Genomic DNA, 23,950 nt, shown 5'->3' with positions numbered 1-23,950 from the left:
CGGACTGGCGCTTCATTCAGGCGCCAACGCCGCGCTCGTGGGCCCAGACGATCGCGGCGCTGCGTCGGTTCACGCCGATCTTGGCGTATAAGCGCGCGACGTGATTGCGCACGGTGTTGCGCGACAGCTCGAGCCGCTCCGCGATCGCTGCATCGTCCATGTCCTGGCAGATCAGGTCGAGCACCTCGCGTTCGCGCTTGCTGAGCTCGACCGCGGGGGCCGGGGCCTGCGTCTGCGATCGCGGATTTCGCAGCGTCGCCAGCTTGTCCATGATCGACCGGCTCAGCCAGTTGGCATCCTTCATCACTGCATCGATCGCCTCGACCAGCGCGAGTTCACCGCGGCGGCGCGCAGATATGTCCTGATACAGCCACAGCACGCAGGGCGTCCCGTCGACGCTAATTTGCTCGGCCGACACCAGGCAGTCGATAGTGGCGCCGGTCTTGTGCAGCAGCTGAACGTCGCGGTTGCGAAACCCGCTCCGCGCGGCGATTTCGGCCTCCAGTTCCTGGCGCTGCGCGGCGTCGTTCCACAGCTGCAGGTCGTCCGCGACGCGCCCCGCCACGGCCTCGTCATCATACCCGGTCAGCGTCCGGAACGCGGCATTGATCTCGAAAATCTGCCCCTCCACCTCGGTCACGACCATCGCGACCGGCGCCATCGCGAAGACCGACGCGAAGTGGCGCTCGCTCGCCTTCAACGCATGTTCCGCACGCCGTCGCGGTTCGAGATCCGCGAAGGTGAACAACAGGCAGTCCTGATTGGCGACCTCGATCGGCTGGCCCGCGAGGATGACGAGCGTCGTTTCGCCGCCGGCGCGCGGCAATTCCGCTTCGAGCTGCGGGATCGTCTCGCCCGCTGCGACCTGCGTTTTCACGAACGGCTTGCGTTCGACATCGGCGAGGAAGTCGAAGTCGAACAGCGTCTTGCCGACGATCTGGTCGCGGCCATAGCCTGACAGGTCGAGAAAGCCCTGGTTGACGAGAACATAGCGCTGGTCGGCGACGCGCAGGATCAACGCGGGGGCCGGGTTGGCGTGGAACATCGCCTCGAACCGATCCTCCGCATCGAACCGTTCGGACACGTCGTTGATGACCAGACCCAGGCAGTCCGGCTCGCCGCCATCCTCGTCCATGACGATGTCGCGGACCTGATGCACCCAGCACGGCTCATCCGCGTCGACCGGCGTGACCTCGACGATGAGATCGGGGAAGCTCTCTCCCTTAAGCAGCCGCATCAACGGATAGTCGCGGCGCGGCAGCGTGCGGCGATCGCGGTACCGCAGGCGGAACCGCGACGCATAGGCATCGGCTGTGTCACCGAGATCCTCGACCGCTTTCACGCCGTGCATGGCGAGCGCGGCTGGGTTGGCGCTGAGGATCACCCCGGTCGGATCCATCAGGATCACGCCCTCCAGCAACCCGGTCATCAGCTGTTCGAGATGGTGCAGCGTTGGCGCGTGCAGCGGCTTTGCGGAGGGCGTGATCATGCTCGCTTAGCGTCGCGCGGGGCACTCCGGTTCCACACGTCGTGGCAGAAATATACCAACGGCACTGGTATCGGTGCACCAATCTGAAAATCGGGTTGGTGCGCGCGAAGTGAACGTATCGGGCGGTGTGGGGGTTGAGGCATTCGTACCATCATCGTCCAGGAGCGCTTTCAATGAACCTCATCATCCTTCTCGTCGTCGGCGGCCTCATCGGCTGGGTTGCCAGCATGATCATGCGGACCGACGCGCAACAGGGCATCTTCCTCAACATCGTCGTCGGCATCGTCGGCGCGCTTCTCGCCGGTTTACTGATCACGCCGCTGATCGGTGGCGCGTCGATCATGGACGGTGCGATCAACATCCAGTCGATCCTGATCTCGCTCGTCGGCGCGGTGATCCTGCTGGCGATCGTCAACATCGTTCGTCGCGGCACGGCGCGTTGATCCCAAGGGCGGCCGGTTCAGTACCGGCCGCCCGACTTCCTGTTTGCGGTCGGACTGGACGAGCGCCAGAGCCGATTGCACTATCTCCGACGCGGCGCGATAAGCGGGTCGATCGGAGATTTCATGCGTTTAGCTTTAGCCCTCGCCCTGCTTCCCGCCGTCCCGCTGCTCCAGGCCAATCTCGCCGCGCCGCAAGCGCCAGCGCAAGCGGTCACGCAGGACGCAGCGCTGCTCGCGTTTCTCGATCGGGCATATGACGAGCAACTCGCGCTGAGCCCGGAATCGCAGACGCAGCTCGGCCTCAAGACCAACTATGACCGGCTCGACGACTATACCGACGCTGCATCGCTGCGCGCCGAGGCGCTCGCCGAGCGGCAACTGGCGGCGATGCACGCGCAGTTCAAACCGGCGGACCTGGGCGAGAGCGCCCGCGTAAGCTACCGCCTGTTCGAATATGAGGTCGAGCGCGGCCGCCAGTCGCTGCAGTTCCGCAAGCTGCGGTTTCCCGTATCGACCAACGGCAGCCCGGCGGGCGAGATCCCCGTCCTCCTCATCAACAACCACAAGGTCGATACGGTCGCCGATGCGACGGCTTATGTCGCGCGCCTTCGCGATACCGAACGTGTCATGCGCGAGGTAGCCGCGACGATGCGGACGCAGGCGGCGGCGGGCATCATTCCGAACAAGGTCAATTTTGCCCCCGCGCGCGCTGACGCCAAGGCGATCGTGACCGGCGCGCCGTTCGATACCGGCGCGGATTCGAGCGTCTGGGCGGACTTCCGCAAGAAGGTCGGCGCACTGTCCGCACCCGCCGCGGTCAAGGCGAAGCTGCTGGCCGACGGCCGCGCGGCACTCACGGGGCCGTTCCGCACCGGCTACGGCGTGCTGCTTGCCGCGCTCGACGAGAACGAGCCGCAGTCGAAGGGTAATTTTGGCGCCTGGAGCCTGCCGAACGGCGTGGCCTATTATGCCGACCGGCTCAAGACATCGACCACGACCGATTTGACTGCGGACCAGATCCACGCGCTGGGCCTCAAGCAGGTCGCTGCGATCCGTCAGGAGATGGAAGCGATCAAGCGCGAGGTCGGGTTTACCGGTACGCTCGAGGCGTTCTTCGACCGGATCCGCACCGATCCGAAGTTCAAATATCCCAATACCGCGGCGGGCCGTGAACAGTATCTGGGCGACGCGCGCGGCGTGATCGCCTCGGTCATGGCCGCCGCGCCGCGCTATTTCAGGACGCTGCCCAAGGCACCGCTCGAGGTTCGCGCGGTGGAGAAGTGGCGCGAGGGGACCGCGTCGACCGCCTTCTACAATCCGCCCTCTGCCGACGGCGCGCGCCCCGGCATCTATTATGTCAATCTGGTCGACATGAACCAGACGCAGAAGGTGCAGGTTGCCGGCATCGCCGCGCACGAGGGGGCGCCGGGCCACCACTTCCAGATCGCGCGCCAGCAGGAGCTCGTCGGCATTCCGAAGTTCCGCAAGTTCGGCGGCTATGGCGCGTATGTCGAAGGGTGGGGGCTGTATTCGGAGCGGCTCGCCAACGAGATGGGCGTGTACAAGACTCCCTATGACCGGTTCGGCATGCTGTCGCTCCAGGTCTGGCGCGCGATCCGGCTGGTGCTCGACACCGGCATTCATTCGCAGCGGTGGACCCGCGAACAGGCGATCGCGTATTTCAAGGCGAACAGCTCGGTGTCGGAGACGGATATCGGTCGCGAGGTCGATCGCTATTTTAACTGGCCGGGGCAGGCGACCAGCTACATGGTCGGCCAGCTCAAGATCACAGAGCTGCGCGATCGGGCAAAGCGCGAGCTCGGCGACCGCTTCGACATTCGCGACTTCCACGAGGCGATCCTGAGCCAAGGCGCGCTGCCGTTGGATGTGCTCGATGAGCAGGTCAATCGGTACATCGCCGACCGTCGCCGCTAGGATTGGCGGCGGTCAGACCGCCAGGTCGTGCGTCTCGACATGCTCGGCGATCGCGCCTGCCGTCGTCCACCAGATCCGCGGGTCGTTCACCTCGCGCAGTTCCTGCAAGATGCCGGCGAGCGCGGGGACGCGGTGCGCCTGACCCATGATGTACGGATGCAAGGCGATCCCCAGGACCGAGGGGCGGCGGTCACTTTCTGATAGCAGTTGCGTGACCGCCGCGCGGATCATGCCGGCAAAGCCTTCGGCTTCCTGATGGCGCTGGATCACGGCGGGCAAGTCGTTGATCTCTTGCGAATAAGGGATCGACAACAGGCTGCCCTCCGCGGTCGCGAGGCGGGTCGGCTGGTCGTCATGCGCCCAGTCCAGCACATAGCGATATCCGGCTTCGGCGAGCAGGTCGGGGGTGTCGTTGCTCTCCGAGATCCAGGGGCCAAGCCATCCCGTCGGACGGACGCCGAGCGAAGCCAAGCGCTGCGTGACGTCCGCGATCATGCTGCGTTCGTCCGAGCGGGACATCTTGCCCTGCGCCACGGCATTGGAGCGGCCATGTGCCGCGATCTCGTCGCCGCGATCGCGACAGGCTTCGGCGAGCCCCGGACAGCAATCGAGGATGTCGGCGTTCAGCAGCGCGGTCGTGCGCAGGTCGAGCCTGTCGAACAGATCGAACAACCGCCACGCGCCGACCCGGTTGCCATAATCGCGCCACGCATAGTTCATGACGTCCGGATCGGTCTGCGACGGCGCCAGCTCCGCCCCCAGGCCACCGCCAAAGTCGAAAACCTCGTGATTGACGCCGAGGTAAATTGCCAGCCTTTTGCCCTCGGGCCAGTCATAGTCGGGGCGATCGGTGATCGGGCGGTAGAGATATCGGACATCCGCTGTATGGCTCATGTCGTGGTAACGTGCCGACGCGCCATGAGATGCGCGATTCCGCGATGATTTTATTCTCGGACGGAAACCGCACGACGCAGAAGATATCCCGCGATGTCCGCATGTTGCGTCGCGCACGGGGGCAGCCGGCTGACCCGGGGTAAAGCGTCGCTAGCGCTGGGGCTTTCCGGCTAGATACAGGTCGGTCGGCACGGCGTCCGGAACCGTCAGTTCGGGTCGCGATCGCGTGGCGGCGGCGTGCAGCCATTCGGGACCGCCGGTGCGGTGGCGGGTCGATCCGTCCGACCGGGTGGGCACCTTGCCGTAGATGGGAGGACCGTCCTTGCCGGGCGACCCGTCGCCGAACGACGACGCGATATTGCCATAGGTGGAGGGATCGCGGCCATCCAGGCTGAGCCTATCGTTCAGATAGCACGCGGTCGCCCAGGCGGTCTGCGGGTCGGGCGTCATCGCGATGATCCGCTTGCCCCAGTACATGCGCAGATTGTTGTGCATCCATCCATCGACGAGGAACTGGCGCTGGCAGGCGTTCCAGCTTTCGTCGCGAGTCTCGCCGTGCAGCAGCGCGTCGAGCGTCTCGAGCTCCGGCCGCGGGTCGGTGGCGTGCGCCTCCAGCGTGTCGCGTGCCCATGCCGGGATCCGGTCATAGGCTTCGGGCGCGGCCAGCGCGCGCGCCTGGTACTGAAACCATTCTCGCCATGTGAGCAGTTCGTCGGTGAATTTTTTCTTGGCGCCCTTGGGCGCGTCCGCGGCCGCGACCGTCGCCATGATCTCGCGCGGGCCGACGATGCCGAAATGGAGATAGGGCGACAGCGTGCTCGCGCCGGCCGGGTTGGTCGCATCGTTGCGCACGGCCGCGTAGGTCGGCAACACCGCGTCCATCAGCCGTTCGAGCTTCGCCACCGCGCCGTCGCGTCCGAGCGGAAACATCGCGCTGGGCGGCAGCGAATGGTCGATCGCTGCCGCGGCGACCAGACAGTCAATCTCGGCATCCGTAGCCAGCCGATCGGGCGTAAACGGGAGAGGGCCGTCATAGGCGGGGACGGACGGCCTGACGTCCGACGCGACCAGCCAGTCCGCGCGGACGGCCTCATGACGGCGTCGGAATGCGCTGGTAGAGCCGATATCGTCGCCCAACAGTGCAGGCGGCACGAGGCAGGCGGCGTTGACGGCAAATACCACGCGATCGGTTCGAGCGGCGAACCGCTCCGACTGCCAGCGCGCCACAAAGGTCGGCTGATCTTCGACCAGTACCGCGGCGCTGTCTGCGGCCAAACGATAGACGAGCCCCTTTTCGCGCATTTCCGCGCGGTCGACATGGGTGACGCTCGCTATCCCACGCTGGCGGCATTCGCGCGCGAGATCGCGGCTTGCCCCCAGGATGAACCGGTGCAGGCGATCGGACGCGTAGGGGTAATCCTCGCGCAGCCCGTGATAGACGAGCACAGGGAGCCCCAGATCGTTCCCGAGGCAGATCGCGGCGTCGATCACCGGGTTGTCGCGTGCGCGCAATGCCTGTTGAAGCCAGCACAGGACATAGCGTGCCGTCGGCCGGACATCGTGTGCGTTCAGCGATCGGACGCGCGCGGCCTCCGCCCACGAGGCCAAAGCATCGGGAAGACGCGCGCTCATGGCCGCCCTGCCATCGACCCGGCGAGACACCGGGCGAGCGCCGCATCGCGCGCTGCGATAAGGTCGGCGGGCGATGTCGCGGCGAGATCGAAGCGGAGTTCGTGCATGTCCATGCCGGAGCGATAGCCGCCGGGCCAGACGCTGGTCAGCTCGAAGCCGCAATGCTGGAAGAAGGGCGAGACCTGCGGCGAGGTGTCGACAGTGACGTAACGCGTGGCCGGCTCGGCGCTGGTCGCGACATGGAGCAGCCGTTCGAACAGCAGCAGCTTGCCTATCCCCGAGCCATGGTGCGCGCGTGCGACCATGCCCCAGAACAGCAGCGCCTTGTCATAATGCTCCCAGATCTCGTAGCCGCCGAATGCGCTGGGAATGCCATCGACGTCGACCACGAAGGCGGGGCCGTCGGGATCGTCGAGCGTTTCCTCGAGCCATTCGCGGTCGCCCGCGCCGAAATAGTCGGGGAGGTTGGAATCGAAGATGGCGAGGACGGCGGCGCGGTCCTTCGTTTCGTAGCGGCGGGTCAGGATCATGGTCACTCAACGGTTCCAGTGCGCGACGGTTTCGATCGCGTCGCCGGTCGAACGGCTCCAGCAGCGCGAGGTGCCTTCGAAATGCGCCACGGCGTTGACCGGATCGCGCACGATCGTCTCGATCGCTTCGGGGCGGATGCGGCGTGGCTCGCCGACGAGCTTGGCATGCGCCTCCTTGATCGTCCAGCGGCGGAGCCATGCGCGCGGTTGGGCGGGCGTGGGGAGGCGGCGGAGGGCGTCGGCTTCGGTGGGGGTGAGCATGTCCCAGAGCGGCGGGTGATCGTCGACGACTTCGCGGTCGACCGCGATCGGCGCGCGTGCGACGCCGATCAGACAGTGCGCGCCGCGGCTTGAGAGGCCCAGATGCCAGCCCTCGGGCGCGGCAACGATCGGTGCGCCGGCGGTGCTGCGAGCCAGCCGAACGGCGGTGGCCCCGCCGGCCAGTTTGCGGAGGAGCGCGCAGGTCAGACCGTGCCGGATCGCGCGTGCGTCGCCTTGCTGGCCGGCGGCGAGCGGCCCCGTCTCGGCGACGCTCCATGCGACTGCCGACTGGCCGTCCCAGGCGAGCGTGTCGAGCGGACCGTCGTGCCAGATCGGGCTCACGCCGCGACCGATATCCGTGCCGGGCTCCCGTCCCAGCTGGTGCCGTCGGGCAGCGTCTCGCCCTTCATCACCACCGACAGATCGCCGAGCTGCGCATCCGCACCGATCTCGGCATCGTACAGCACGATCGCGAGCGAGCCGATCGTCGCGCGGTCGCCGACGCGGATCGCGCCGACCTTCATCACGCGATCCTCGAACAGATGCGTCTGCAGCCCTGCAAAGTCGTTGAGCGCGACGTCGTCGCCGATGTCTACCAGGTCGTGCTCGGTCAGGTCGGTGGTGTCGATGTAGCAGCGCTTGCCGATCCGCGCGCCCATCAGTCGCAGGTACAGACCGATCCACGGCGTCCCGCGCAACGGTTCGAGCAGGTTGGCGACCGCGAGATTCTCGTAGGTCGCGGTAACGAGTTCGGTGCGCCAGACGAAGGTACTCCACAGCGGCGCGGTGGTCACCTCGTAGCGGCCGACGACGAGCCATTTGAGCGCGAGCACGAAGATCCCGCAGGCGAGGCAGAAGCCGACATAGAGGAACGGGAAGGTCGTCGCGATGACCAGCCCGCCATTGTCGAGATCGTCGAGATCGCCGACCACCGACAACAACAGGCTGAAGAACACAAGGAACGCGGTCAGCGACAAGGTGGTGCGGACCGCCTCGATCGACAGTCGCGTGGCGATCAACGCGCGCGACGGATTGAACCGTGCGCCCTCGTCGAACATCGTGTTGACCTGCCGCACGGGCAGCTTGATCGCGGGCGAGCCGAACCAGGTGCTGCCCGCCTCGGTCGCTAGCAACGGGTCGCTCGGCGGCTTCGAGAGGACGCCGACGAGCACTTCGTCGCCGATCTGCGTGCCGCTGGGCAACAGCGCGGAATTACCAATGAAGCTGCGGCGGCCAATTTTGGTATGCGCTAGTTCGATCGTGCCGTGGCCAATCCGCGCCGCGCCGAAGATCACCGAATCGGCGATGAAGCTCTCTTCGCCGATCTCGACCAGGTCGGGCACGATCGCGCTGGCGGTCGAGATCTCGGCGCGACGGCCGACCTTCACGCCGAGCGCGCGGTACCACGGCACCACGTACAGCGTCGCGAAGATCGGGTGGAGCAGCCGCAAGGCGAGGTCGTTGATCTGCTGCACGAACCAGTAGCGGACGTAGAATCCGCTGTTCAGCGCATAGGTCGCAGGTGCAACTCGGCCGAGGATCAGCCGCTTGGCCGCCACCGTCAACACGCACATCATCACGACATAGGTGACCGCGAGCAGCGGCGCGACCGCGACATAGGCATAGCCGCTGGTCGCCCAGTCGAGCTCCATCAGCGCGATCAGCCCGGGGGCGATCGGCAGGATCGCGACGAGCGGCAGGATCAGCGCGCAGAGCAGCAGGCCTATTGCTGGGCCGAGGCGGCGCGGGGCGGGGTTGGCCGGGCGGCGTGGCGCATCGCCGTCATGCGCGGCGAGCGAGCCGGCCCAGCGCTGGCCTGCCGGGATGACGGTATCGGCGGGCAGCGCGGACAGGTCGTCGAGCATCGCATCGTCCCCGAGCGCGGCGTTGCGGCCGACCACCGCCATCGACCCGACGAACGCGCCCTTGCCGAGCGTGACCGTACCGAGGCGGAGCAACCCGCGCTCAACCGAGCTGGTCGACAGCACCGATTGGTCGCTGATGATCGAATCGTCGTCGGCGTGCAGTAGGTCGGCGGTATCGATGATCCCGGTGCCGATATGGACGCGCTTGCCGATTGTCGCGCCGAGCATCCGGTAATAGCCGCGGATCATCGGCGTGCCCGCGAGATACGGCGTCGCGGTGACGCCGATGATCCGGCGGACCAGCCACCAGCGGAAATAATAGCTGCCCCAGAGCGGGTAATCGCCCGCCTTGAACCGCCCGACGATCAGCCATTTGAGCGCGATCGACAGGATCATCGACGCGATCGGTACGACCGTGAAGAACAGCCCGCTGAGGATCAGCGCGTCGACCCGCGGCATGTCGCCGGCAAGATGCGTGTAGGCGAGATAGGGCGAGAACCACTGGAGCCCCGCCAGCGTGTAGATCGGCAGCAGCGCGAGCGTCTGTGCGGCGACGCACAGCCGGCGCTTCCACGGGGCGATGTGGTGGAAGCTGGTCTCGTCTAGGATCGCGACCGGCGTGGTGCCGCCGATGCGGAGCGCCAGCGCGCGGATGGTGGGCGCGGCGTAAACGTCTTCGAGCGAGAGCCCTTCGAGCCCGCGGACCTTGCGTGCCGCCGAGACGAGCCGCGCGGCCTTGAGCGAATGACCGCCGAGATCCTCGAACAGGTCGTCGAGCACCGAGACGGGCTGCGGCGCGAACGCCTCGCTCCAGACGCGGTGCAGGCTTTGCTCGATCAGGGTGGCGGGCGGCACCATCTCGCGGTCCGAGGTCACAGTGATCTCGGGTTTCACCAGCGCCTTACGGTCGACCTTACCGGAGGCGGGGAGCGTCGGCAGGTGCGACAGCAACTGATAGCCCGCAGGGCGCATGTAATTGGGGAGCCGCTCGGCGACGCGCGCCTTGAGGCCGACAAGGTCGATCTCCTCGGCCGGGCGCGCGATCAGGAAGGCGGCGAGGAACTCCGCGCCGTCGTCATCGGTGAAGAGCTGGACGACGGTCTGTGCGACGCCCGGCCATTCGCCGATCACCGCCTCGATCTCGGCGAGTTCGACGCGGAAGCCGCGGATCTTCACCTGGGTGTCGATCCGGCCGACGAAATCGATGTCGCCCGCCGCGTCGAGCTTCACCAGATCGCCCGACCGGTAGATCCGCGCCGGCGCGCCCGAGGGGCCGTCGAACGGAGTCATGATGAACTTCTCGGCAGTCAGATCGGGGCGGTTGACGTAGCCGACGCCGACGCCCGGGCCGCCGATGACGAGTTCGCCCTCCTGGCCATCGGCGACCGGCTGCATGTGCTCGTCGACCACCCAGGCGGTGTAGCCGGGCAGCGGTTTGCCGATCGTGATTCGCTTGCCGGGAAACACCTCGGTCCAGGTCGCGGTGACCGACGTCTCAGTCGGGCCATAGGTGTTGAGCAGGCGGAGGCCGGGGCGCGCGAGCCTGCGCGGCAGATCGGCGGGGCACGCCTCGCCGCCCATGTTGAGCAGCCGCAGCGTCGGCACCGGATGCTCAACAAGCGCGATCAGGGAAGGGACGACGTGCCAGATCGTCGTGCCCGCCTCGGCGAGCGCGATCGCGACATCGGGGCCGCTGGTCGCCAGCGCTTCGGTCGCGACCAGCACGACGGCGCCCACGAAGAACGCGCTCCACATCGTCTCGACCGACATGTCGAAGGCGAGGCTGAACCCGCCGAACACGATGTCGGCAGGGGTGAGATCGAGGATCGCGCTTTCGGAGCGGACGAGGTGGCACGCATTGCCGTGCGTGATCATCACGCCCTTGGGCCGGCCGGTCGTGCCCGAGGTGTAGATGATGTAGGCAAGGTCCTGCGGCGTGGCCTGCGTGACGTCGCGGCCGATCGGTTCGGAGGGTTCCGCTGCCAAGTCGCCAAGTGCCGCGTCGAGCGCGAGCGTGGCGCCCTTCAGAGTGCCGACGCGGCTGGCGACGGTGATCGTGAGCGCGGCCTCGCTGTCCTCGACGATGAAGTCGATGCGGTCCTGCGGATAGCCCCAGTCGACAGGTACATAAGCGGCGCCGGCGCGCAGCACGCCGAGGATCGCCATATACTGGTCGAGCCCGCGCGGCAGGCACAGCACGACGCGGTCGCCACGGCCGATCCCCATCGCGCGCAGGCGATGCGCGAGCCCGAGGCTGCGCGTCGCGAGATCAGTGTAGGTCCAGCGCGTCTTGCGGTCGTGTTCCTCGTCTGCGCCGATCAGCCGGAGCGCAACGGCGTCGGGATCCGCGGCGCGCGTAGCGTCGAAAATCTCGTGCAGCAGTTCGTCGCGGGCATAGGGTTCGGCGGCGCGCAGCGCCGGCGCGGGGGCGATCGACGCAATGCCACGCTGCGGCAAAGTTGCATGATCCGAGGGGCTTACCGAAGTGTCCTGCTGCATGAACTGGCCTTAGCCGAACTGTCGCGGGATTTGCTACCTGTGTTGATGCCCAAGTGATCCTATCAGGATCGAGTGCAATAGTTGGCTGCGGGTCGCCTCATGCATAGCGTTCGCAGACGGGCGGGGTATCGTTCGACCGGGGGTTCGACGTAACTAAGCTTGGCTTCGGGGCGGGGTCGGCGCTAACCGCGCGGTCATGGCTGCGCCCTCGATCCTCATCGTCCTCCATGATTTCGCGCTGGGCGGCACCGAGCGCGTCGCGGTCCGTCTCGCCGCCGCGTGGGCGGAGCGTGGAGCGGCGGTGACGATCTTCGCTGGGGCGGACACGGGGCCGCTCCGCGCCTTGGCGGGCGACCGGGTCGAGATCATTCTCGCCGAACCGCCGATACCGCGCGGCCGGGGTTCGCGGACTCGCTTGGCCCGCGCGGCGCGCGCGTTAGTTGCGTGGCGTGCGTTCGACGGCGTGTTCATCCCCGGCAATTTTCACTGGCCCGTCGCTGCCGCGCTGGGCGGCTCGGGCATCCCGATCGTCGCGCAGGTGAGCGCCGCACTCGACAAGCCGCAACGCGGACGGCTGCGGCAATGGGCGTTCGAGCATCGGATGCGCTATCTGCTGCGACGCGTGCAGGCGGTCGTGACGCTGTCCGATGTCGCGCGCGATCAGGCCAACAGGATCCTGCGCAACGCTATCGCGACCACGATCGCGCTGCCCGCGCTGGCGGATGGCAACCCGCCGCCGACGCCGATCCCCAATACCCGGCCACCGGTCGTGCTGGCGGCGGGTCGGCTGGTCCCCGAAAAGGGGTTTGCGCGCCTGATCGCAGCGTTCGCCGCGCTGCCCGACGGGTCGGGGCGGCTGGTGATCGTCGGTGACGGCCCCGAGGCGGATGCGCTCCGGCGCCAGGCCGACGCGCTGGGGATCGCCGACCGTGTCGAGCTGGCGGGCTATGTCGCCGATATCCGGCCTTGGCTCGATACCGCGCGGCTGTTCGTGCTGGCATCCGATTTCGAGGGGTATCCCGCGGTGCTGGTCGAGGCGCTGGCGGCGGGGCGGCCGGTCGTCGCGACCGATTGCACCCCGGCGACGCGGTTGCTCGACTTGGCCGGAGCGGGCAGCGTCGTCGCGCTTGGCAACACCGCCGCGCTCGCGGAGGCGATCGCACGAATGTTGGACCAATCGCCTCCCGATCCGGGGCAGCTCGCAGCGTCGGTCGCGCACCACCGGATCGGCGCGGTCGCCGAAGCGTATCTCGACCTGTTCGCGGTGGTGCGGGCGTGAGTTCGGCCCCGATACGGATCGCCTATGTGATCAATTCGGTCGAAGGCGGTGGTGCGGCATCGCCGGTGCCCGCGGTGCTCGGCGTGTTGCGCGACGGCGGCGCGGAGGTCGTGGTGTTCGCGCTGACCGCGCGCGATCGACGCGGCGAGACGGCGATACGCGCGGCGGGGTTCGACGTGCATGTTCGCGACGGCGGCGAGACCGATCACGCCGCCGCGCTGCGCTGGCTCGACGCGAGCTTGCGGCACTGGGCGCCGACGCACCTGTGGACGTCGCTAACGCGCGCCACTTTGCTCGGCCAGATCGTCGGCCTGCGACGCGGCTGGCCGGTGGTGAGTTGGCAGCATGCCGCGTTCCTCAAGCTCGCCAACCGGATCCTGCTGCGCGCGATGCAGCGTCTCTCGCGGCTGTGGGTCGGCGACTCCGCCGCGGTCACCGCGCTCACCGCGCAGCGGTTGCACGTGCCGCCCGACCGCCTCATCCTCTGGTCGATCTTCCGCGCCGATCCCGCCGCTCGGCAGGCGCTGCCGTGGCGGGAAGGCCAGACGGTCCGGATTGGCAGCCTGGGCCGGCTCCACCGGGTCAAGGGCTATGACGTGCTGATCGAGGCGCTGGCGCTGGTCGAGACTCGCACGCGCTACGAGGTGGTGATCGCCGGCGACGGTGCGGAGCGCGCCGCCCTGAGCGCCCGCGCGCAGGCGCTTGGCGTGACGACGCTGCGGTTCGCCGGCTATGCCGCGGACCCGGCGGCGTTCCTGGCGGACTGTCACGTCTATGTGCAGCCGTCGCGATCCGAAGGGCTGTGCGTCGCCGCGCACGAGGCGATGCAGGCGGGGTTGCCGGTCGTCGCCTCGGCGGTCGGTGAACTCCCCGGCAGCATTGTCGAGGGCGAGACCGGCTTCACCGTTCCGCCCGGCGATCCGGTCGCGTTGGCAAACGCACTGTCAAGATTGTTGGCCGATCCGCCACGCCTGGCCGCAATGGGGCAGGCCGGCCGCGCCCGGGTGTTGGCGACGTTCGGGCCCGAACGGTTCGCGGCGACCGGGCGCGCTATCCTCGAGCGGATGCGCGCGTTCGGATCGCGCGGCCGAGCTTCCTGACCTCACGCACCGCTTCGATCGAGAGGCCGTGGAGCGACAATTCGGTCCGCTTCATGTCGACCAGCGTCACCGGCCCCGCAGCGGCCAGCGTGTGCAGCCCTTCGACGAACGGCGCGCACGATGCCGGCGCGACCAGCGCGTCGCCGACCTCCGCCGAGAACGCCTCGGTCGTCAGCACGGTCATCGTCAGCGGCCGGATCGCGCCGCCATAGGTGTGGCTGCAATCCTGCACCGGCAGAACGATCCGCCCGTCTATCACGCGCGGCATCCCCCCGGGTCGCGCGCTCGCGACATCGACGCGCACCGGGTTTGCCGGATGCGGCGTCCACGGCCCCGCCAGCCGCTCGGCATGCGCGACGTGGAGCGCGGTCATCTTGTCGGGTTCTCGGTCGGCTGATGTGTAGAATAGCCACCATTTGCCGTCGTGGAAGACCGGGGTTGCGTCGACTGCGACGTGATCGAGCTCGATTATGTGCGCGGGTTCCCACCGGGTCGGGAAATCGACCGCGCGGTACAGCGTCAGCCGGTTCGAGCGATGCGCCTCGGGCAACATCCACGTCTCGCCCTCGGCTTCGAAGACCAGCGGGTAGGACAGATGCCACGGCTCGGCCAACACCGGCTGGCGGTCGACCAAGCGGAAGTCCGCATCATAGACGAGCACCTCAATCGCACCGATCCGCACGCGATAGTCATAGGTCTCGACGAACACGTAGAGCCGCCCGTCGCGCCACAGCCCGAACGGGTCGGCGAGGAACTGGAAGCTGCCCATCGGTGGCAGCCACATCAGCGGAAAGCCCGCGATCGACCCCTTGGCGATGATCGCCTCCGCGGTCGCCATCACGATGGCGGGGCGCCAGATATCCTTGCGTAGAGCCACGGCGTTCGGTCGATCCTCGGTCGGCGCCGGAGCGTGGCGCCTGAAAGATCCGCCTTGTCGCGGCGGTTCAGGCCACGCGCAACCCCTGCGTTCCGGTGATCGTCTCCGGTTCGCGCTCGGGCAGCACGCTCGGGGTCGCATCGCCGAGCACGCTCATGACCGCGCGTGCGGCGCGCACCGCGGAGCGTTCGGCGGTCAGTTCGAAGCTGCGCTGGAACAGCGCGCGCTGGACCGGGCGATAGCGATCATGCTGCGCCACCGCGCGATCGAGCGCATCGCCGAGACCGTCGCTGCCGGTCAGCACCTCGCCCGCCTGCCAGTGCGCATAGTTCGCATCGCCCTCCCACGGTGTCGCATGCGCGTCGAGGAACAGGCAGGGGCGTGGCGTGTGGAGGAATTCGTAGACCTGGCTGCTGACGTCGCCGAGATAGATGTCGGCGGCGGCGGTGTAGGTCATGTCGGTCGACGCCGCGCTGCCGAGATCGACATGGATGTTGGGCGCGTCGAGGAACCGCTGGTCGATCACGCCTGCGCGATCGATCCGGAACTTGTCGATCGTCAGCACGAACTTGCGGTGGAACAGCATGACGTGCGGCGCGAAGATGAGATTGTAGCGATCGTCGTGCAGGAAATGCTCGAGCACCGCGCGGCCCTGCGCGTACCAAGACGACAGATGCGGCGACGGGTGCGGGTTGTAGAGCACGGTCGGCTTGCCGTTGGCCTGGAACGGCAGGCGCGGCGCGGGCTCCGGCATCAGATCGAACTTGGGGTAGCCGATCAGGCTCATCTTGTTGAACGGGACGCCCGCCTCGCGGTGGAGGCGCTGGCGGATCTTGGTGCCCGAGACCAGCACGTGATCGAACGTCGCACTGTGCGCGTTGAAGCCGATCGCGCGGTCCCCGGCGCCGTGACGGGTATGGATGATCTTGAGATCGTCGAGCCCGTAGCGCGTCTTGAGCAGCAGCGACGTCTTCTCGGCGACGACCAGCGCGTCGAGCGAGCGGAAGAAATCGAGATTGTCGCGGTAGATGCCGATCTTGGTGACCGGCACAGCCCATTCGAGCGTGCTCGCCAGTGCGCGCGTCGAGGTGCGGCGCAGGCCGAGCTGCTTCAGCGTCACCGTGACACCGAGCCGATCGCAGAGCCTGCGGACTTCTGCGGTGAGGCGATCGTTGGTGGTCGCCACGACGATCTCGGCATGCGGATAGCCCTGCGCCATCGCGAGCGCGGTCGGGAGGGCGTGCGCGACCTGGTGGACCTGGTCGTGGTTGAACAGAAAGCCGATCTTCATGGCCGGTAGACGTCACGACTCCGGGGTGCCCTCACTAAATATTTTGTCATCGCGTACGAATGATGGAACTTTCCAGTCGTCGCTGCATCGGGGTGCGCCTAAGGGGCGTCGATGCGATCGTTGCTTCGTCCTCTTCCCACCGCGCAAGGTGACGCTGTGCAGGCGCGTTCGGGCGTGATGCTGGTGCTGGCCAACCTTGGCCACCTGCTCGGCGGCAAGGCCGCGGCCGGGGTGATGAGCCTGATCTATCTCGTCCTCGTCACGCACCGGCTCGGCGCGGCGGACTATGGCGTACTCGTGCTGGTCAACGCCTATGCGGTGCTGGTCGGCAGCGTGCTGGCCTTTTCGGGGTTCCACGGCGTGGTCCGCTATGGCGGGATCGCACTGGAGCGCGGGGATCACGCCGGGTTCGCGCGGATCGTCCGGTTCCTGGCGGTGATCGAACTCGGCTGCGGGATCGTCGCGATCCTCGTCGCGGCGCTGCTGGTGTCGCTGATCGGCCCGCGGCTCGGCTGGTCACCGGACACGATCGCGATCGCCATCCCCTACAGCCTTGCGGTCCTCGCGACGGTGCGCGCGACTCCGCAGGGGCTGCTCCAGATCGCCGGGCGGTTCGATCTGATCGGGCTGCACCAGGCGGTGTCGCCGCTGATCCGGCTGATCGGTGCGCTGGGGGTGTGGTTCGCGGGGGGCGGGCTGATCGGGTTCCTCGCGGTCTGGCTGGTCGCCGCGGTCGCGGAGGGGCTGGCGATGTGGGGGTTCGGGCTCGTCGCATGGCGGCGGCTGGCCAAGGGCGCGCCGGTGCGCGGGCCGTGGCGCGGTGCGGCGCGCGATACCGCGGGGCTGACCCGGTTCATCCTGATCACCAATTTCGACATCACGGTGCGCGAACTGGCGCCCAACCTCGCGCCGCTGACGGTCGGCTGGCTGCTCGGTCCGGCGGCGGCGGGGCTGCTGGCACTGACACAGCGCGCGACCGCGCTGCTGGCGCAACCGACCGTGTTGCTGAGCCAGGCGAGCTATGCCGTTCTCGCCGCGCAGGTCGCGCGCGGCGATCTCGCCGGGTTGCGGCACACGGTGTGGCGCAGCGCCGGGATCGCACTGGCGGTCGCGCTGCCGATCGTCCTGATCCTTGCGCTGGGGGGTAACCGGCTGCTCGTGCTGCTCGGCGGGGCGAGCTTCGGCGGTGGGACCGCGCTGTTGATCCTGATCGCGGGCGCACGCGCGGCCGGGCTGGCAGGCGCGCCGCTCGCGTCCGGGCTGACTGCGCTGGGGCTTCCCGGACGGTCGATGACGGTCGGGCTGGTCACCAGTCTTGCGCTTTATCCACTGCTGCCGCTGATGCTGTGGGCGTTCGGCACCGACGGGGCCGGGTGGCACGCGCTGCTGCAGAACGGCGTCGCGATCCTAGCGCTGGCGGCGATGTTCCGCAGCGATGCCCGGCGCGCGCCGGCATGACGCTGGGCGGGCTTCGCGCGGTGTTCCTCGCCGAGCGGGCGATGCTGTTGCGGCTGCTCGTCGCCCGGCTCGGCAGCGTGGAGGAGGCCGAGGACGCGTTGCAGGACCTTTGGCTGAAGCTGGAGACGGTGACCGGCGGACCGATCGCCGAACCGGTCGGCTATATCTGCCGGATGGCGAACAACATCGCGGTCGACCGACGCCGTCGTGCGGTCCGCCGCGTCGATCGCGACACCGGCTGGATGGAGACGCAGTCGGGGGCCGACGAACAGCCCGATGCGGAACGCGCGCTGATCGCCCGCGAACGGCTGGCGCGCGTAGAGGCGACGCTCGCCCGGTTGCCCGACCGCGTCGCGACGGCGTTTCGCCTGTACCGGTTCGAGGACCTGCCGCAAAAGGCGATCGCCGAGCGGATGGGGATCACCGTCAGCGGCGTCGAGAAGCTGCTGCATCGCGCCTATCTGAGAATTCACGTGCAACGGCCTGATTCCGGTGCGGATGTCGCGCGGGCAGGACGTCTTCCACACGAGGAGGACCAGCGCGATGGTCGATGAGTGGACCGGCCAGACCAACGTCGATGCCGCGGCGGACGAGGCCGTGGCGTGGCATCTTCGCCTGCCGGGCGCGGGCGCGGAGGAGTGGCACGCGTTCACCGACTGGCTCGAGGCGGATCCCGCGCATGGCGACGCCTATGACGCGCTGACCCGTGCCGATGCCGAACTCGACGATGCGCTGACGCCGCCCGACTGGTCCGATACGGTGCCGTTCACCGCCGCCAACGACGATCGTGCTGCACCGCGCCGCCGCTGGGCGCTCGCGGCGTTCGGGGGGCTTGCCGCCGCGGGAATTGGCGTCGTGATGCTGCCGCTGGAGACTGATCGCGCGATGCGGATCGTCGAGACGCCCAGCGGCGTGCGGCGCGCTGTCGTGCTGGCAGATGGCAGCCGGATCGAGCTGAATGGCGGCACCAAGCTCGCGATCGACGACGGCGCCGCGCGCCTGGTCACGCTCGAGCGCGGTGAGGCAACCTTCCACGTGACGCATGACGCCGCTCATCCGTTCGTCGTGCAGTCTGGGACGATGCGGTTGGAGGACGTCGGCACGGTCTTCAACGTCGCGCGCGTCGGTCCGCATCTCGGCGTGCAGGTGGCGGAGGGCGCGGTGATGTTCCAGCCCGAGCAGGAGCGGATCATGCTGACCGCGGGGGCCGCGCTGTCGCATCTCGACGGGGAGGCGCCGCGGCTGTCGGGGGTGGCGGTCGGTGATGTCGGCGGCTGGCGCAACGGGCGGCTCGTGTTCCAGCGGACGCCGGTCCGTCTCGTCGCCGCCGCGCTGGAACGCAGCACGGGTGTCGTCGTGCAGGTCGCGCCGGGGTTGCTCGAGACTCCGTTTACCGGGTCGATCGGCGTCACCGGGGGCGCCGATCGCCTGATCCCGCGCGCGGCCGCGTTGATCGGCGCGCGTGCGGAGCAGGTCGATGGCCGCTGGCGTCTGGTGGGAGGCCATGCCGGTCCTTAACCTCCGCTTTGCCGTTTCGCTGCTTGCCGTGCCGTCGTTTGCCGTGCTGCCGTCCGCCACCGTCCACGCAGCGGTGCGGCGGTCGATCGCGGTTGCGCCGGGGCCGCTCGACCGCGCGATCGCGGTGCTCGCGCAACAGGCTGGCGTCGATATCGGCAGCGCGGAGCCCGGGCTCGGACAGGCCAGGGCGGCCGGGGTAAAAGGCGTGTTGTCCGCATCCGACGCGCTCGATCGGCTGCTCGCGGGGACCGGCTATACCGCGCAACGCCTCGGCCCCGACAGCTTCAGGATCGTTCGCCGCCGCATCGCGCCGCGCCCCGTCCGGCCTGTGCCTAACCCCGTCGTCCGGGTGGTGGCGCCGGTCGTGCCGGACACGGAGCCGGCGCCGGACGTCGTCGTGACGGCGACGAAGCGCGCGACCTCGCAGCTTCGCTTTCCAGGGGCGCTGACGATCTTTCGGGCAGACGGCATCGCGCGGGTGGGAGCCGACGCGGCCAACGGCATGGACCGCGCGATCGCCGCGACGCCGATCCTCCAGGGCACCGCGCTTGGTGCGGGCCGCAACAAGCTGTTCATCCGCGGGGTCGCCGACAGCAGCTTCACGGGGCCGACCCAGTCGACCGCCAACGTGTATTTCGGCGAGGTCCCGGTCGCGTATAACGGCCCCGATCCAGGGCTGAACCTGTACGACGTCGAGCAGGTCGAGATACTCGAGGGACCGCAGGGGACGCTCTATGGCGCGGGCGCGATCGGGGGCATCGTCCGGCTGGTCCCGCACCCGGTCGACCTGACCGACCGCTCTGCCACCGTCTCGGGCGGGATCAGCACGACCCGGTCGGGCGCGCCGGGTGGCGACATCGCCGGGATGATCAACCTGCCGCTTCTGCGCGATGCGGTCGGCGTGCGCCTGGTCGCGTATAACCTGGTCGAGGGCGGCTATATCGACGACGTCTTGCGCAAGCTGCGCAACGTGAACCGGGTCTCGACGACCGGCGGGCGGTTCGACGTTCGTGTCGCGCCGGCGCACGGCTGGACGATCGATGCCGGGATCGTCGCGCAGCACGTGTCCGCACCCGATCTCCAATATGCCGAACGCGGCGCCGGGTCGCTGGCGCGCGCGTCGTTGCTCGCGCAGCCGTTCGAACAGCAATATCTGCTCGGGCGCATCGTCGTCGACCGGCGGTGGGAGGACGGGCTGCATTTGGTGTCCGCGACCGGCTTGGTCCACCGCGATGCCGACAGCCGGTTCGATGCGACCAGGCCCGGTCGGCCGAATGTCCCGATCGCGTACGACACGGACGAGCGCAGCCGGCTGTTCTCGCACGAGACACGGCTGTCGCGGACTGGCAAGGACGGTGGCGGGTGGCTGATCGGGATGGCGGTGATCCATGCGCGCGACGCCTATGCGCGGATGTACGGCGCACCGAACCGGTTGCGCGACATCGTCGGCGTCACCAACCGTACGTTCGATGCCGCGCTGTTCGGCGAGGCAAGCGTGGCGGTCACGCCGGCGCTGACGATCACCGCGGGCGGACGATTGACGCACCAGCGCACCGATGGCGATCCGATCGCCAGCCTGAAGACCACCAACTTCATCCGCGGCCGCAGTTCGACACGCGTCGACCCGACGCTTGGCGCGTCGTGGCTGCTCACGCCGTCGCTCGCTGCCTATGCACGCTACCAGTCCGGGTTCCGGACCGGCGGGATCACCGTGGCGGCCGGTGTCGGGCGGGTCGCCGACCTCGTCCCCGACAGCATCCATGTCGGCGAGATCGGCCTGCGCAAGGAGCGTCGCGGGGCGACCGGGTTGGCCGGATCCGTCGGTCTGTCGGTGACGGACTGGCGTCACATCCAGGCCGACCTGGTCGATCGCACCGGCTTCCCGTTCACCACCAATCTCGGCAACAGCCATATTCGCGGGGTCGAGGCCAGCGTCGACTGGGTGGTGCTGCCGGGCTTGCGGCTCGACGCGGCGATGTTCCTCAACGATACGCGCGTGTCCGATCCTGATCCGGCGCTGCGCCGTCAGGTCGGAACGCGACTACCCAACACGCCGCCCTTCGCGGCTTCGGGCAGCATCGGCTATGCGTGGGCGCTGGGCGGCGAGGCGCGGATGAGCGTCGATGGCGGGTGGCGCTATGTCGGCCGGTCGACGGTCGGCACGCAGGCGCCGCTCGACGTATCGCAGGGCGATTACGGCGCCGCGCAGCTCGGGACGACATGGTCGAAGGGGCGGGTAAGGCTGACCGGGACGATCGACAATGTGTTCGACGTCAGGGGCGATCGCTTTGCGGGCGGCAACCCCTTCGCGCTGGCGGCACGCAACGAATACACGCCGCTGCGGCCGCGTACGCTCCGGCTCGGCGGGGCGGTGGCGTGGTGAGTGCTAGCGGATCGGCTTGATCGACCCGCCCTGGAGATAGGTGAGCGTGACCGGGACGACCGTCGCACCGTTGCCGACCCTGACCTGGACGGTCTTCGGATCGGGCTTGCGCGAGAACAGCATGTCGAACAGCGTCACGTGCGGGTTGCCCGAGGCGCCGCCGCCATCGTTGCGATCGGTCTTGCCGTTCGCGTTATAATCATGGCGTACGTCGACGGCGTACACGCCGGGCTGCGCGACGGGCATGCAGACCGCGACGCTGCCGTCGCGCGGCACTGCGATCTCGGTCCGGAGCAGCGCAGTCTTTTTATCGAAATAGCGCGAGGGCGCGCCGCCGAAGACGCGCACGCGGACGGTGCCGGCGCGGTTCTTGAAGCCCGTGACCTCGACCAGAAGCGCGGGATGGGAACTCCCCGCGGCGCACTTCGCCGCGTCGGGGCCGATCGGATGGACGGACGCGGTCGGCGCCGACAGCAAGGCTGCCAGATACAAGCTTATCATGGTCACGGACGTAGGGCGTCGATCGCCCCGCGCAAGGTTTGCGCAAGGACATCGGCCCGGCGGACAAGCGCCCTACGCAATCGGGGTGCGCCGCCGGAACCGGCGACACACCCCGCTTTTCGTTACCCTGGAGTCGCTTAGAAGGTGACGCGGCCGCCCAGCGACAGCACGACTGCCGAGGCGTTGCGCAACGCACCCGAGGTCAGGATATTGGTTTGCGCCGCGGTGCCGACATAGGCCGCGGTGATGCGGTCGATCGTCGTGTTCGCGAAGTCGACATATTGCGCAGCGGCGTCCAACGCGATGTGCGACGACAGCTGGTACGAGCCACCGGCGGCATAGGTCCAGCGATCGGCGTCGGGGACACGCGCGTCGCGCTGGCCGTCCTGCGTCGGCGACTTGGTGCGCTGCACGCCGCCACGCACGGTGAGCTTCGGCGTGACGTCATAGTCGAGGCCGCCCGCGAGGCTCCAGCTGTCCATGTAGTTTTCGGGGATCGCGGTGTTGAGCGGCGCGCCGAGATCGATCGTGTCGAACTTGCTCCAGTTATACGCGACGACCTGCGCATTGAGCGTCAGCTTGTCAGTGCCGCGGAAGCGACCGGCGACGATCACCTGACCCGGCGTGTTGAACGCGGCCTTGGCACCCGACACGGTCATGTTCGACGATGCTAGCGGACCGACGAGGCCGCTGACGGTGAGGTCACCCTTCAGGTTATGCCGGATGCTCGACTTGTAGCTGATGCCGACGGTCGCGAAATCGTTGTGCAGCTGCACACCCGCGGTCCAGCCGAAATCCCAGCCATCGCCCTTCAACTCCTGGATGCCATCCGGCAGCGCTGCGGACAGATTGGGGAGCGCGTTGCTGAGGCTCGCATCGGTGTATTCGACGTTGAGAGCACCGCCGACGCGGAGCCAGTCGGTGACCACGACGCCAACCGAAGGCTGGATGTCGATCGTGCGCAGCCGCGTCTTGTCCGCGCTGTAGCGTGCCCAGCTGTCGCCGTCATAGTTGGTCGTGAAGCTGAACGGCGAGGTGACCGCCAGGCCGACCGCGATCCGGTCGTTCAGCGGATAGGCGATCGAACCCGACGGCACGACGCCCTTGTTGATCGGATCGCGCGAGTTCGACTGGCCGCTGATGCCCGTGCAGGCCTGGCCCGGGCGGCAGATCCGCGTGCCGGTGTCGACGACGTCGCCCTTGGGCAGGATCGCGGTTGCGCTCAGCGTCGCGCTGCCGTCGCGGATACCGGCGATCGCCGCCGGGTTCCACCACAGCGAGTCAGGGCCGGTATCGGCACCTTCGCCCGAGAACGCACGGCCTGCGCCGCGCGCCGACTGCGCCTGGAGGTAGAAGGCGTCGGCATAGGCGGCGCTGGCGAAGCCGACGGTGCCGACGAGCGCGGAGGCGAGGAGAAGCGGTGCTTTGATACGCAGGGACATGAAGCAGACTCTGTACTGGAGATCAGGGAAACAGGCAGTGTGGTGGCGGCGCCTCAGCGCACGCGCGTCCAGGTCTGCGTCTTGCAGAGCGGGAAGAAGACGCAGCCGCGCAGCTTGAGCTGGTTCGCGCCGACGGGCGTGATCTTGCCGCTATAGGTCTTGCCGTCCTCGGCATTGTAGACCTGGCCGCTGCTCCAGACGCCGTCCTTGTCGGCCTTGAAGCCGCTCAGCATCTGCATGCCCTGGATCGGACGATTGCGCAGCGCGGTGTTCGCGTTGTTCGCATCCTTCATCGAAGGATTGGCGCGCAGCGCGTCGGAGGTCAGGATCTTGCCGCAGATCGACGGGCCGCAGCGGGCGATCTCGACGATGGCGTTGTGGGTTTCGGTCTTCCAGCGACCGATCACGGTCTCCGCCGTAGCGGGCGCACCGGCAAGCATGGCGGCGATGATCAAAAGGGACATCTTCTCTCCTCTCCTAAAATTGTCGGTCCGCCGTATATGTACGGTCGTTAATCTCTCGTAAGGCCAGCGACGTTAGCGCGACCTTGTTG

General features: G+C 68.1%; 19 protein-coding genes. 8 read left to right on the top strand and 11 right to left on the bottom strand.

Translation table 11 applies throughout. From position 1 onward, the window contains the following. Nucleotides 1-16 precede the first annotated feature (16 nt). Nucleotides 17-1,489: a helix-turn-helix transcriptional regulator gene (locus ASE79_RS10010; protein WP_056415413.1), complete on the bottom strand. Its 1,473-nt coding sequence runs from the start codon at nt 1,487-1,489 to the stop codon at nt 17-19. A 173-nt stretch (nt 1,490-1,662) separates the two neighbouring features. Between ASE79_RS10010 and ASE79_RS10005 the strand changes: the two genes are divergently transcribed. Continuing rightward, complete coding sequence (locus tag ASE79_RS10005; RefSeq protein WP_056415410.1) at nt 1,663-1,932, top strand: GlsB/YeaQ/YmgE family stress response membrane protein; 270 nt, start codon at nt 1,663-1,665, stop codon at nt 1,930-1,932. A gap of 123 nt (nt 1,933-2,055) precedes the next feature. Beyond that, the gene (locus tag ASE79_RS10000; protein ID WP_056415407.1) at nt 2,056-3,867 is read left to right on the top strand and encodes a DUF885 domain-containing protein; all 1,812 of its coding nucleotides are present in this window, start codon (nt 2,056-2,058) and stop codon (nt 3,865-3,867) included. Between the two features lie 12 nt (nt 3,868-3,879). On the opposite strand, the gene ASE79_RS09995 is transcribed toward ASE79_RS10000, so the two are convergent. The 5 genes from ASE79_RS09995 to ASE79_RS09975 all read right to left on the bottom strand — a co-directional run bounded on the left by ASE79_RS09995 (nt 3,880) and on the right by ASE79_RS09975 (nt 11,548). After that, nucleotides 3,880-4,761, bottom strand: a complete 882-nt coding sequence (locus ASE79_RS09995) for a polysaccharide deacetylase family protein (RefSeq protein ID WP_056415404.1) — start codon at nt 4,759-4,761, stop codon at nt 3,880-3,882. 150 nt (nt 4,762-4,911) lie between these two features. Further along, the gene (locus ASE79_RS09990; RefSeq protein ID WP_056415401.1) at nt 4,912-6,393 is read right to left on the bottom strand and encodes a deoxyribodipyrimidine photo-lyase; all 1,482 of its coding nucleotides are present in this window, start codon (nt 6,391-6,393) and stop codon (nt 4,912-4,914) included. Next, nucleotides 6,390-6,923 carry a GNAT family N-acetyltransferase gene (locus tag ASE79_RS09985; protein ID WP_082445247.1) on the bottom strand — a complete coding sequence of 178 codons (534 nt, stop codon included), beginning with the start codon at nt 6,921-6,923 and terminating at the stop codon, nt 6,390-6,392. The genes ASE79_RS09990 and ASE79_RS09985 overlap by 4 nt, the downstream gene beginning before the upstream one ends. A 6-nt stretch (nt 6,924-6,929) precedes the next feature. Further along, the gene (locus tag ASE79_RS09980; protein ID WP_056415395.1) at nt 6,930-7,526 is read right to left on the bottom strand and encodes a 4'-phosphopantetheinyl transferase family protein; all 597 of its coding nucleotides are present in this window, start codon (nt 7,524-7,526) and stop codon (nt 6,930-6,932) included. Continuing rightward, entirely contained in the window at nt 7,523-11,548 is a 4,026-nt protein-coding gene (locus ASE79_RS09975; RefSeq protein WP_056415392.1) for a Pls/PosA family non-ribosomal peptide synthetase, read from the bottom strand. Before ASE79_RS09975 ends, ASE79_RS09980 begins: the two co-directional genes overlap by 4 nt. A 196-nt stretch (nt 11,549-11,744) precedes the next feature. On the opposite strand from ASE79_RS09975, the gene ASE79_RS09970 reads away from it, so the two are divergent. Beyond that, nucleotides 11,745-12,827 carry a glycosyltransferase gene (locus tag ASE79_RS09970; protein WP_056415388.1) on the top strand — a complete coding sequence of 361 codons (1,083 nt, stop codon included), beginning with the start codon at nt 11,745-11,747 and terminating at the stop codon, nt 12,825-12,827. Then, nucleotides 12,824-13,927, top strand: coding sequence for a glycosyltransferase family 4 protein (locus tag ASE79_RS09965; protein ID WP_235516842.1), 1,104 nt, complete (start codon nt 12,824-12,826; stop codon nt 13,925-13,927). The genes ASE79_RS09970 and ASE79_RS09965 overlap by 4 nt, the downstream gene beginning before the upstream one ends. Here ASE79_RS09965 and ASE79_RS09960 read toward each other — a convergent pair. Both ASE79_RS09960 and ASE79_RS09955 read right to left on the bottom strand, forming a co-directional pair. Further along, the gene (locus ASE79_RS09960) at nt 13,878-14,804 is read right to left on the bottom strand and encodes a hypothetical protein (protein WP_056415386.1); all 927 of its coding nucleotides are present in this window, start codon (nt 14,802-14,804) and stop codon (nt 13,878-13,880) included. The two genes, ASE79_RS09965 and ASE79_RS09960, sit on opposite strands and share 50 nt — an antisense overlap. 67 nt (nt 14,805-14,871) lie before the next feature. After that, on the bottom strand, nt 14,872-16,095 hold the full coding sequence (locus ASE79_RS09955; RefSeq protein ID WP_056415385.1) for a hypothetical protein: 1,224 nt from the start codon (nt 16,093-16,095) through the stop codon (nt 14,872-14,874). 156 nt (nt 16,096-16,251) lie between these two features. Between ASE79_RS09955 and ASE79_RS09950 the strand changes: the two genes are divergently transcribed. Genes ASE79_RS09950 through ASE79_RS09935 form a run of 4 tightly spaced genes read left to right on the top strand, consistent with a single transcriptional unit; the run spans nt 16,252 to nt 21,454 of the window. Next, nucleotides 16,252-17,553 (top strand): lipopolysaccharide biosynthesis protein, encoded by a 1,302-nt coding sequence (locus ASE79_RS09950; RefSeq protein WP_156359641.1) that lies wholly within the window; start codon nt 16,252-16,254, stop codon nt 17,551-17,553. Beyond that, nucleotides 17,550-18,107, top strand: coding sequence for an RNA polymerase sigma factor (locus ASE79_RS09945; RefSeq protein ID WP_056415380.1), 558 nt, complete (start codon nt 17,550-17,552; stop codon nt 18,105-18,107). The genes ASE79_RS09950 and ASE79_RS09945 overlap by 4 nt, the downstream gene beginning before the upstream one ends. Continuing rightward, nucleotides 18,097-19,071 carry a FecR family protein gene (locus ASE79_RS09940; RefSeq protein ID WP_056415378.1) on the top strand — a complete coding sequence of 325 codons (975 nt, stop codon included), beginning with the start codon at nt 18,097-18,099 and terminating at the stop codon, nt 19,069-19,071. The genes ASE79_RS09945 and ASE79_RS09940 overlap by 11 nt, the downstream gene beginning before the upstream one ends. Next, the gene (locus ASE79_RS09935; protein WP_056415372.1) at nt 19,031-21,454 is read left to right on the top strand and encodes a TonB-dependent receptor domain-containing protein; all 2,424 of its coding nucleotides are present in this window, start codon (nt 19,031-19,033) and stop codon (nt 21,452-21,454) included. Before ASE79_RS09940 ends, ASE79_RS09935 begins: the two co-directional genes overlap by 41 nt. Nucleotides 21,455-21,457: 3 nt before the next feature. Here the strand turns inward: ASE79_RS09935 and ASE79_RS09930 are convergent, their stop codons facing one another. From ASE79_RS09930 to ASE79_RS09920, 3 genes are all read right to left on the bottom strand, one after another. Then, nucleotides 21,458-21,955, bottom strand: a complete 498-nt coding sequence (locus ASE79_RS09930) for a DUF2141 domain-containing protein (RefSeq protein WP_056415371.1) — start codon at nt 21,953-21,955, stop codon at nt 21,458-21,460. A 137-nt stretch (nt 21,956-22,092) separates the two neighbouring features. Beyond that, the gene (locus ASE79_RS09925) at nt 22,093-23,397 is read right to left on the bottom strand and encodes an OmpP1/FadL family transporter (RefSeq protein WP_056415370.1); all 1,305 of its coding nucleotides are present in this window, start codon (nt 23,395-23,397) and stop codon (nt 22,093-22,095) included. Between the two features lie 53 nt (nt 23,398-23,450). Next, the gene (locus ASE79_RS09920; protein WP_056415369.1) at nt 23,451-23,861 is read right to left on the bottom strand and encodes a DUF2147 domain-containing protein; all 411 of its coding nucleotides are present in this window, start codon (nt 23,859-23,861) and stop codon (nt 23,451-23,453) included. Between the last annotated feature and the right edge of the window lie 89 nt (nt 23,862-23,950).

Origin of the sequence: Sphingomonas sp. Leaf28, from assembly GCF_001421685.1 — a bacterium.
Classification (GTDB): domain Bacteria; phylum Pseudomonadota; class Alphaproteobacteria; order Sphingomonadales; family Sphingomonadaceae; genus Sphingomonas; species Sphingomonas aurantiaca.
The sequence above is the reverse complement of the archived record's forward strand: the minus strand, read 5'-3'. Positions and strand labels throughout refer to the sequence as shown.

Excerpts from the sequence above, each read along its gene's own strand:
- ASE79_RS10010 (WP_056415413.1), bottom strand. The coding sequence starts at position 1,489 with ATGATCACGCCCTCCGCAAAGCCGCTGCACGCGCCAACGCTGCACCAT.
- ASE79_RS10005 (WP_056415410.1), top strand. The coding sequence starts at position 1,663 with ATGAACCTCATCATCCTTCTCGTCGTCGGCGGCCTCATCGGCTGGGTT.
- ASE79_RS10000 (WP_056415407.1), top strand. The coding sequence starts at position 2,056 with ATGCGTTTAGCTTTAGCCCTCGCCCTGCTTCCCGCCGTCCCGCTGCTC.
- ASE79_RS09995 (WP_056415404.1), bottom strand. The coding sequence starts at position 4,761 with ATGAGCCATACAGCGGATGTCCGATATCTCTACCGCCCGATCACCGAT.
- ASE79_RS09990 (WP_056415401.1), bottom strand. The coding sequence starts at position 6,393 with ATGAGCGCGCGTCTTCCCGATGCTTTGGCCTCGTGGGCGGAGGCCGCG.
- ASE79_RS09985 (WP_082445247.1), bottom strand. The coding sequence starts at position 6,923 with ATGATCCTGACCCGCCGCTACGAAACGAAGGACCGCGCCGCCGTCCTC.
- ASE79_RS09975 (WP_056415392.1), bottom strand. The coding sequence starts at position 11,548 with ATGCAGCAGGACACTTCGGTAAGCCCCTCGGATCATGCAACTTTGCCG.
- ASE79_RS09970 (WP_056415388.1), top strand. The coding sequence starts at position 11,745 with ATGGCTGCGCCCTCGATCCTCATCGTCCTCCATGATTTCGCGCTGGGC.
- ASE79_RS09955 (WP_056415385.1), bottom strand. The coding sequence starts at position 16,095 with ATGAAGATCGGCTTTCTGTTCAACCACGACCAGGTCCACCAGGTCGCG.
- ASE79_RS09945 (WP_056415380.1), top strand. The coding sequence starts at position 17,550 with ATGACGCTGGGCGGGCTTCGCGCGGTGTTCCTCGCCGAGCGGGCGATG.
- ASE79_RS09940 (WP_056415378.1), top strand. The coding sequence starts at position 18,097 with ATGGTCGATGAGTGGACCGGCCAGACCAACGTCGATGCCGCGGCGGAC.
- ASE79_RS09935 (WP_056415372.1), top strand. The coding sequence starts at position 19,031 with ATGGCCGCTGGCGTCTGGTGGGAGGCCATGCCGGTCCTTAACCTCCGC.
- ASE79_RS09930 (WP_056415371.1), bottom strand. The coding sequence starts at position 21,955 with ATGATAAGCTTGTATCTGGCAGCCTTGCTGTCGGCGCCGACCGCGTCC.
- ASE79_RS09925 (WP_056415370.1), bottom strand. The coding sequence starts at position 23,397 with ATGTCCCTGCGTATCAAAGCACCGCTTCTCCTCGCCTCCGCGCTCGTC.
- ASE79_RS09920 (WP_056415369.1), bottom strand. The coding sequence starts at position 23,861 with ATGTCCCTTTTGATCATCGCCGCCATGCTTGCCGGTGCGCCCGCTACG.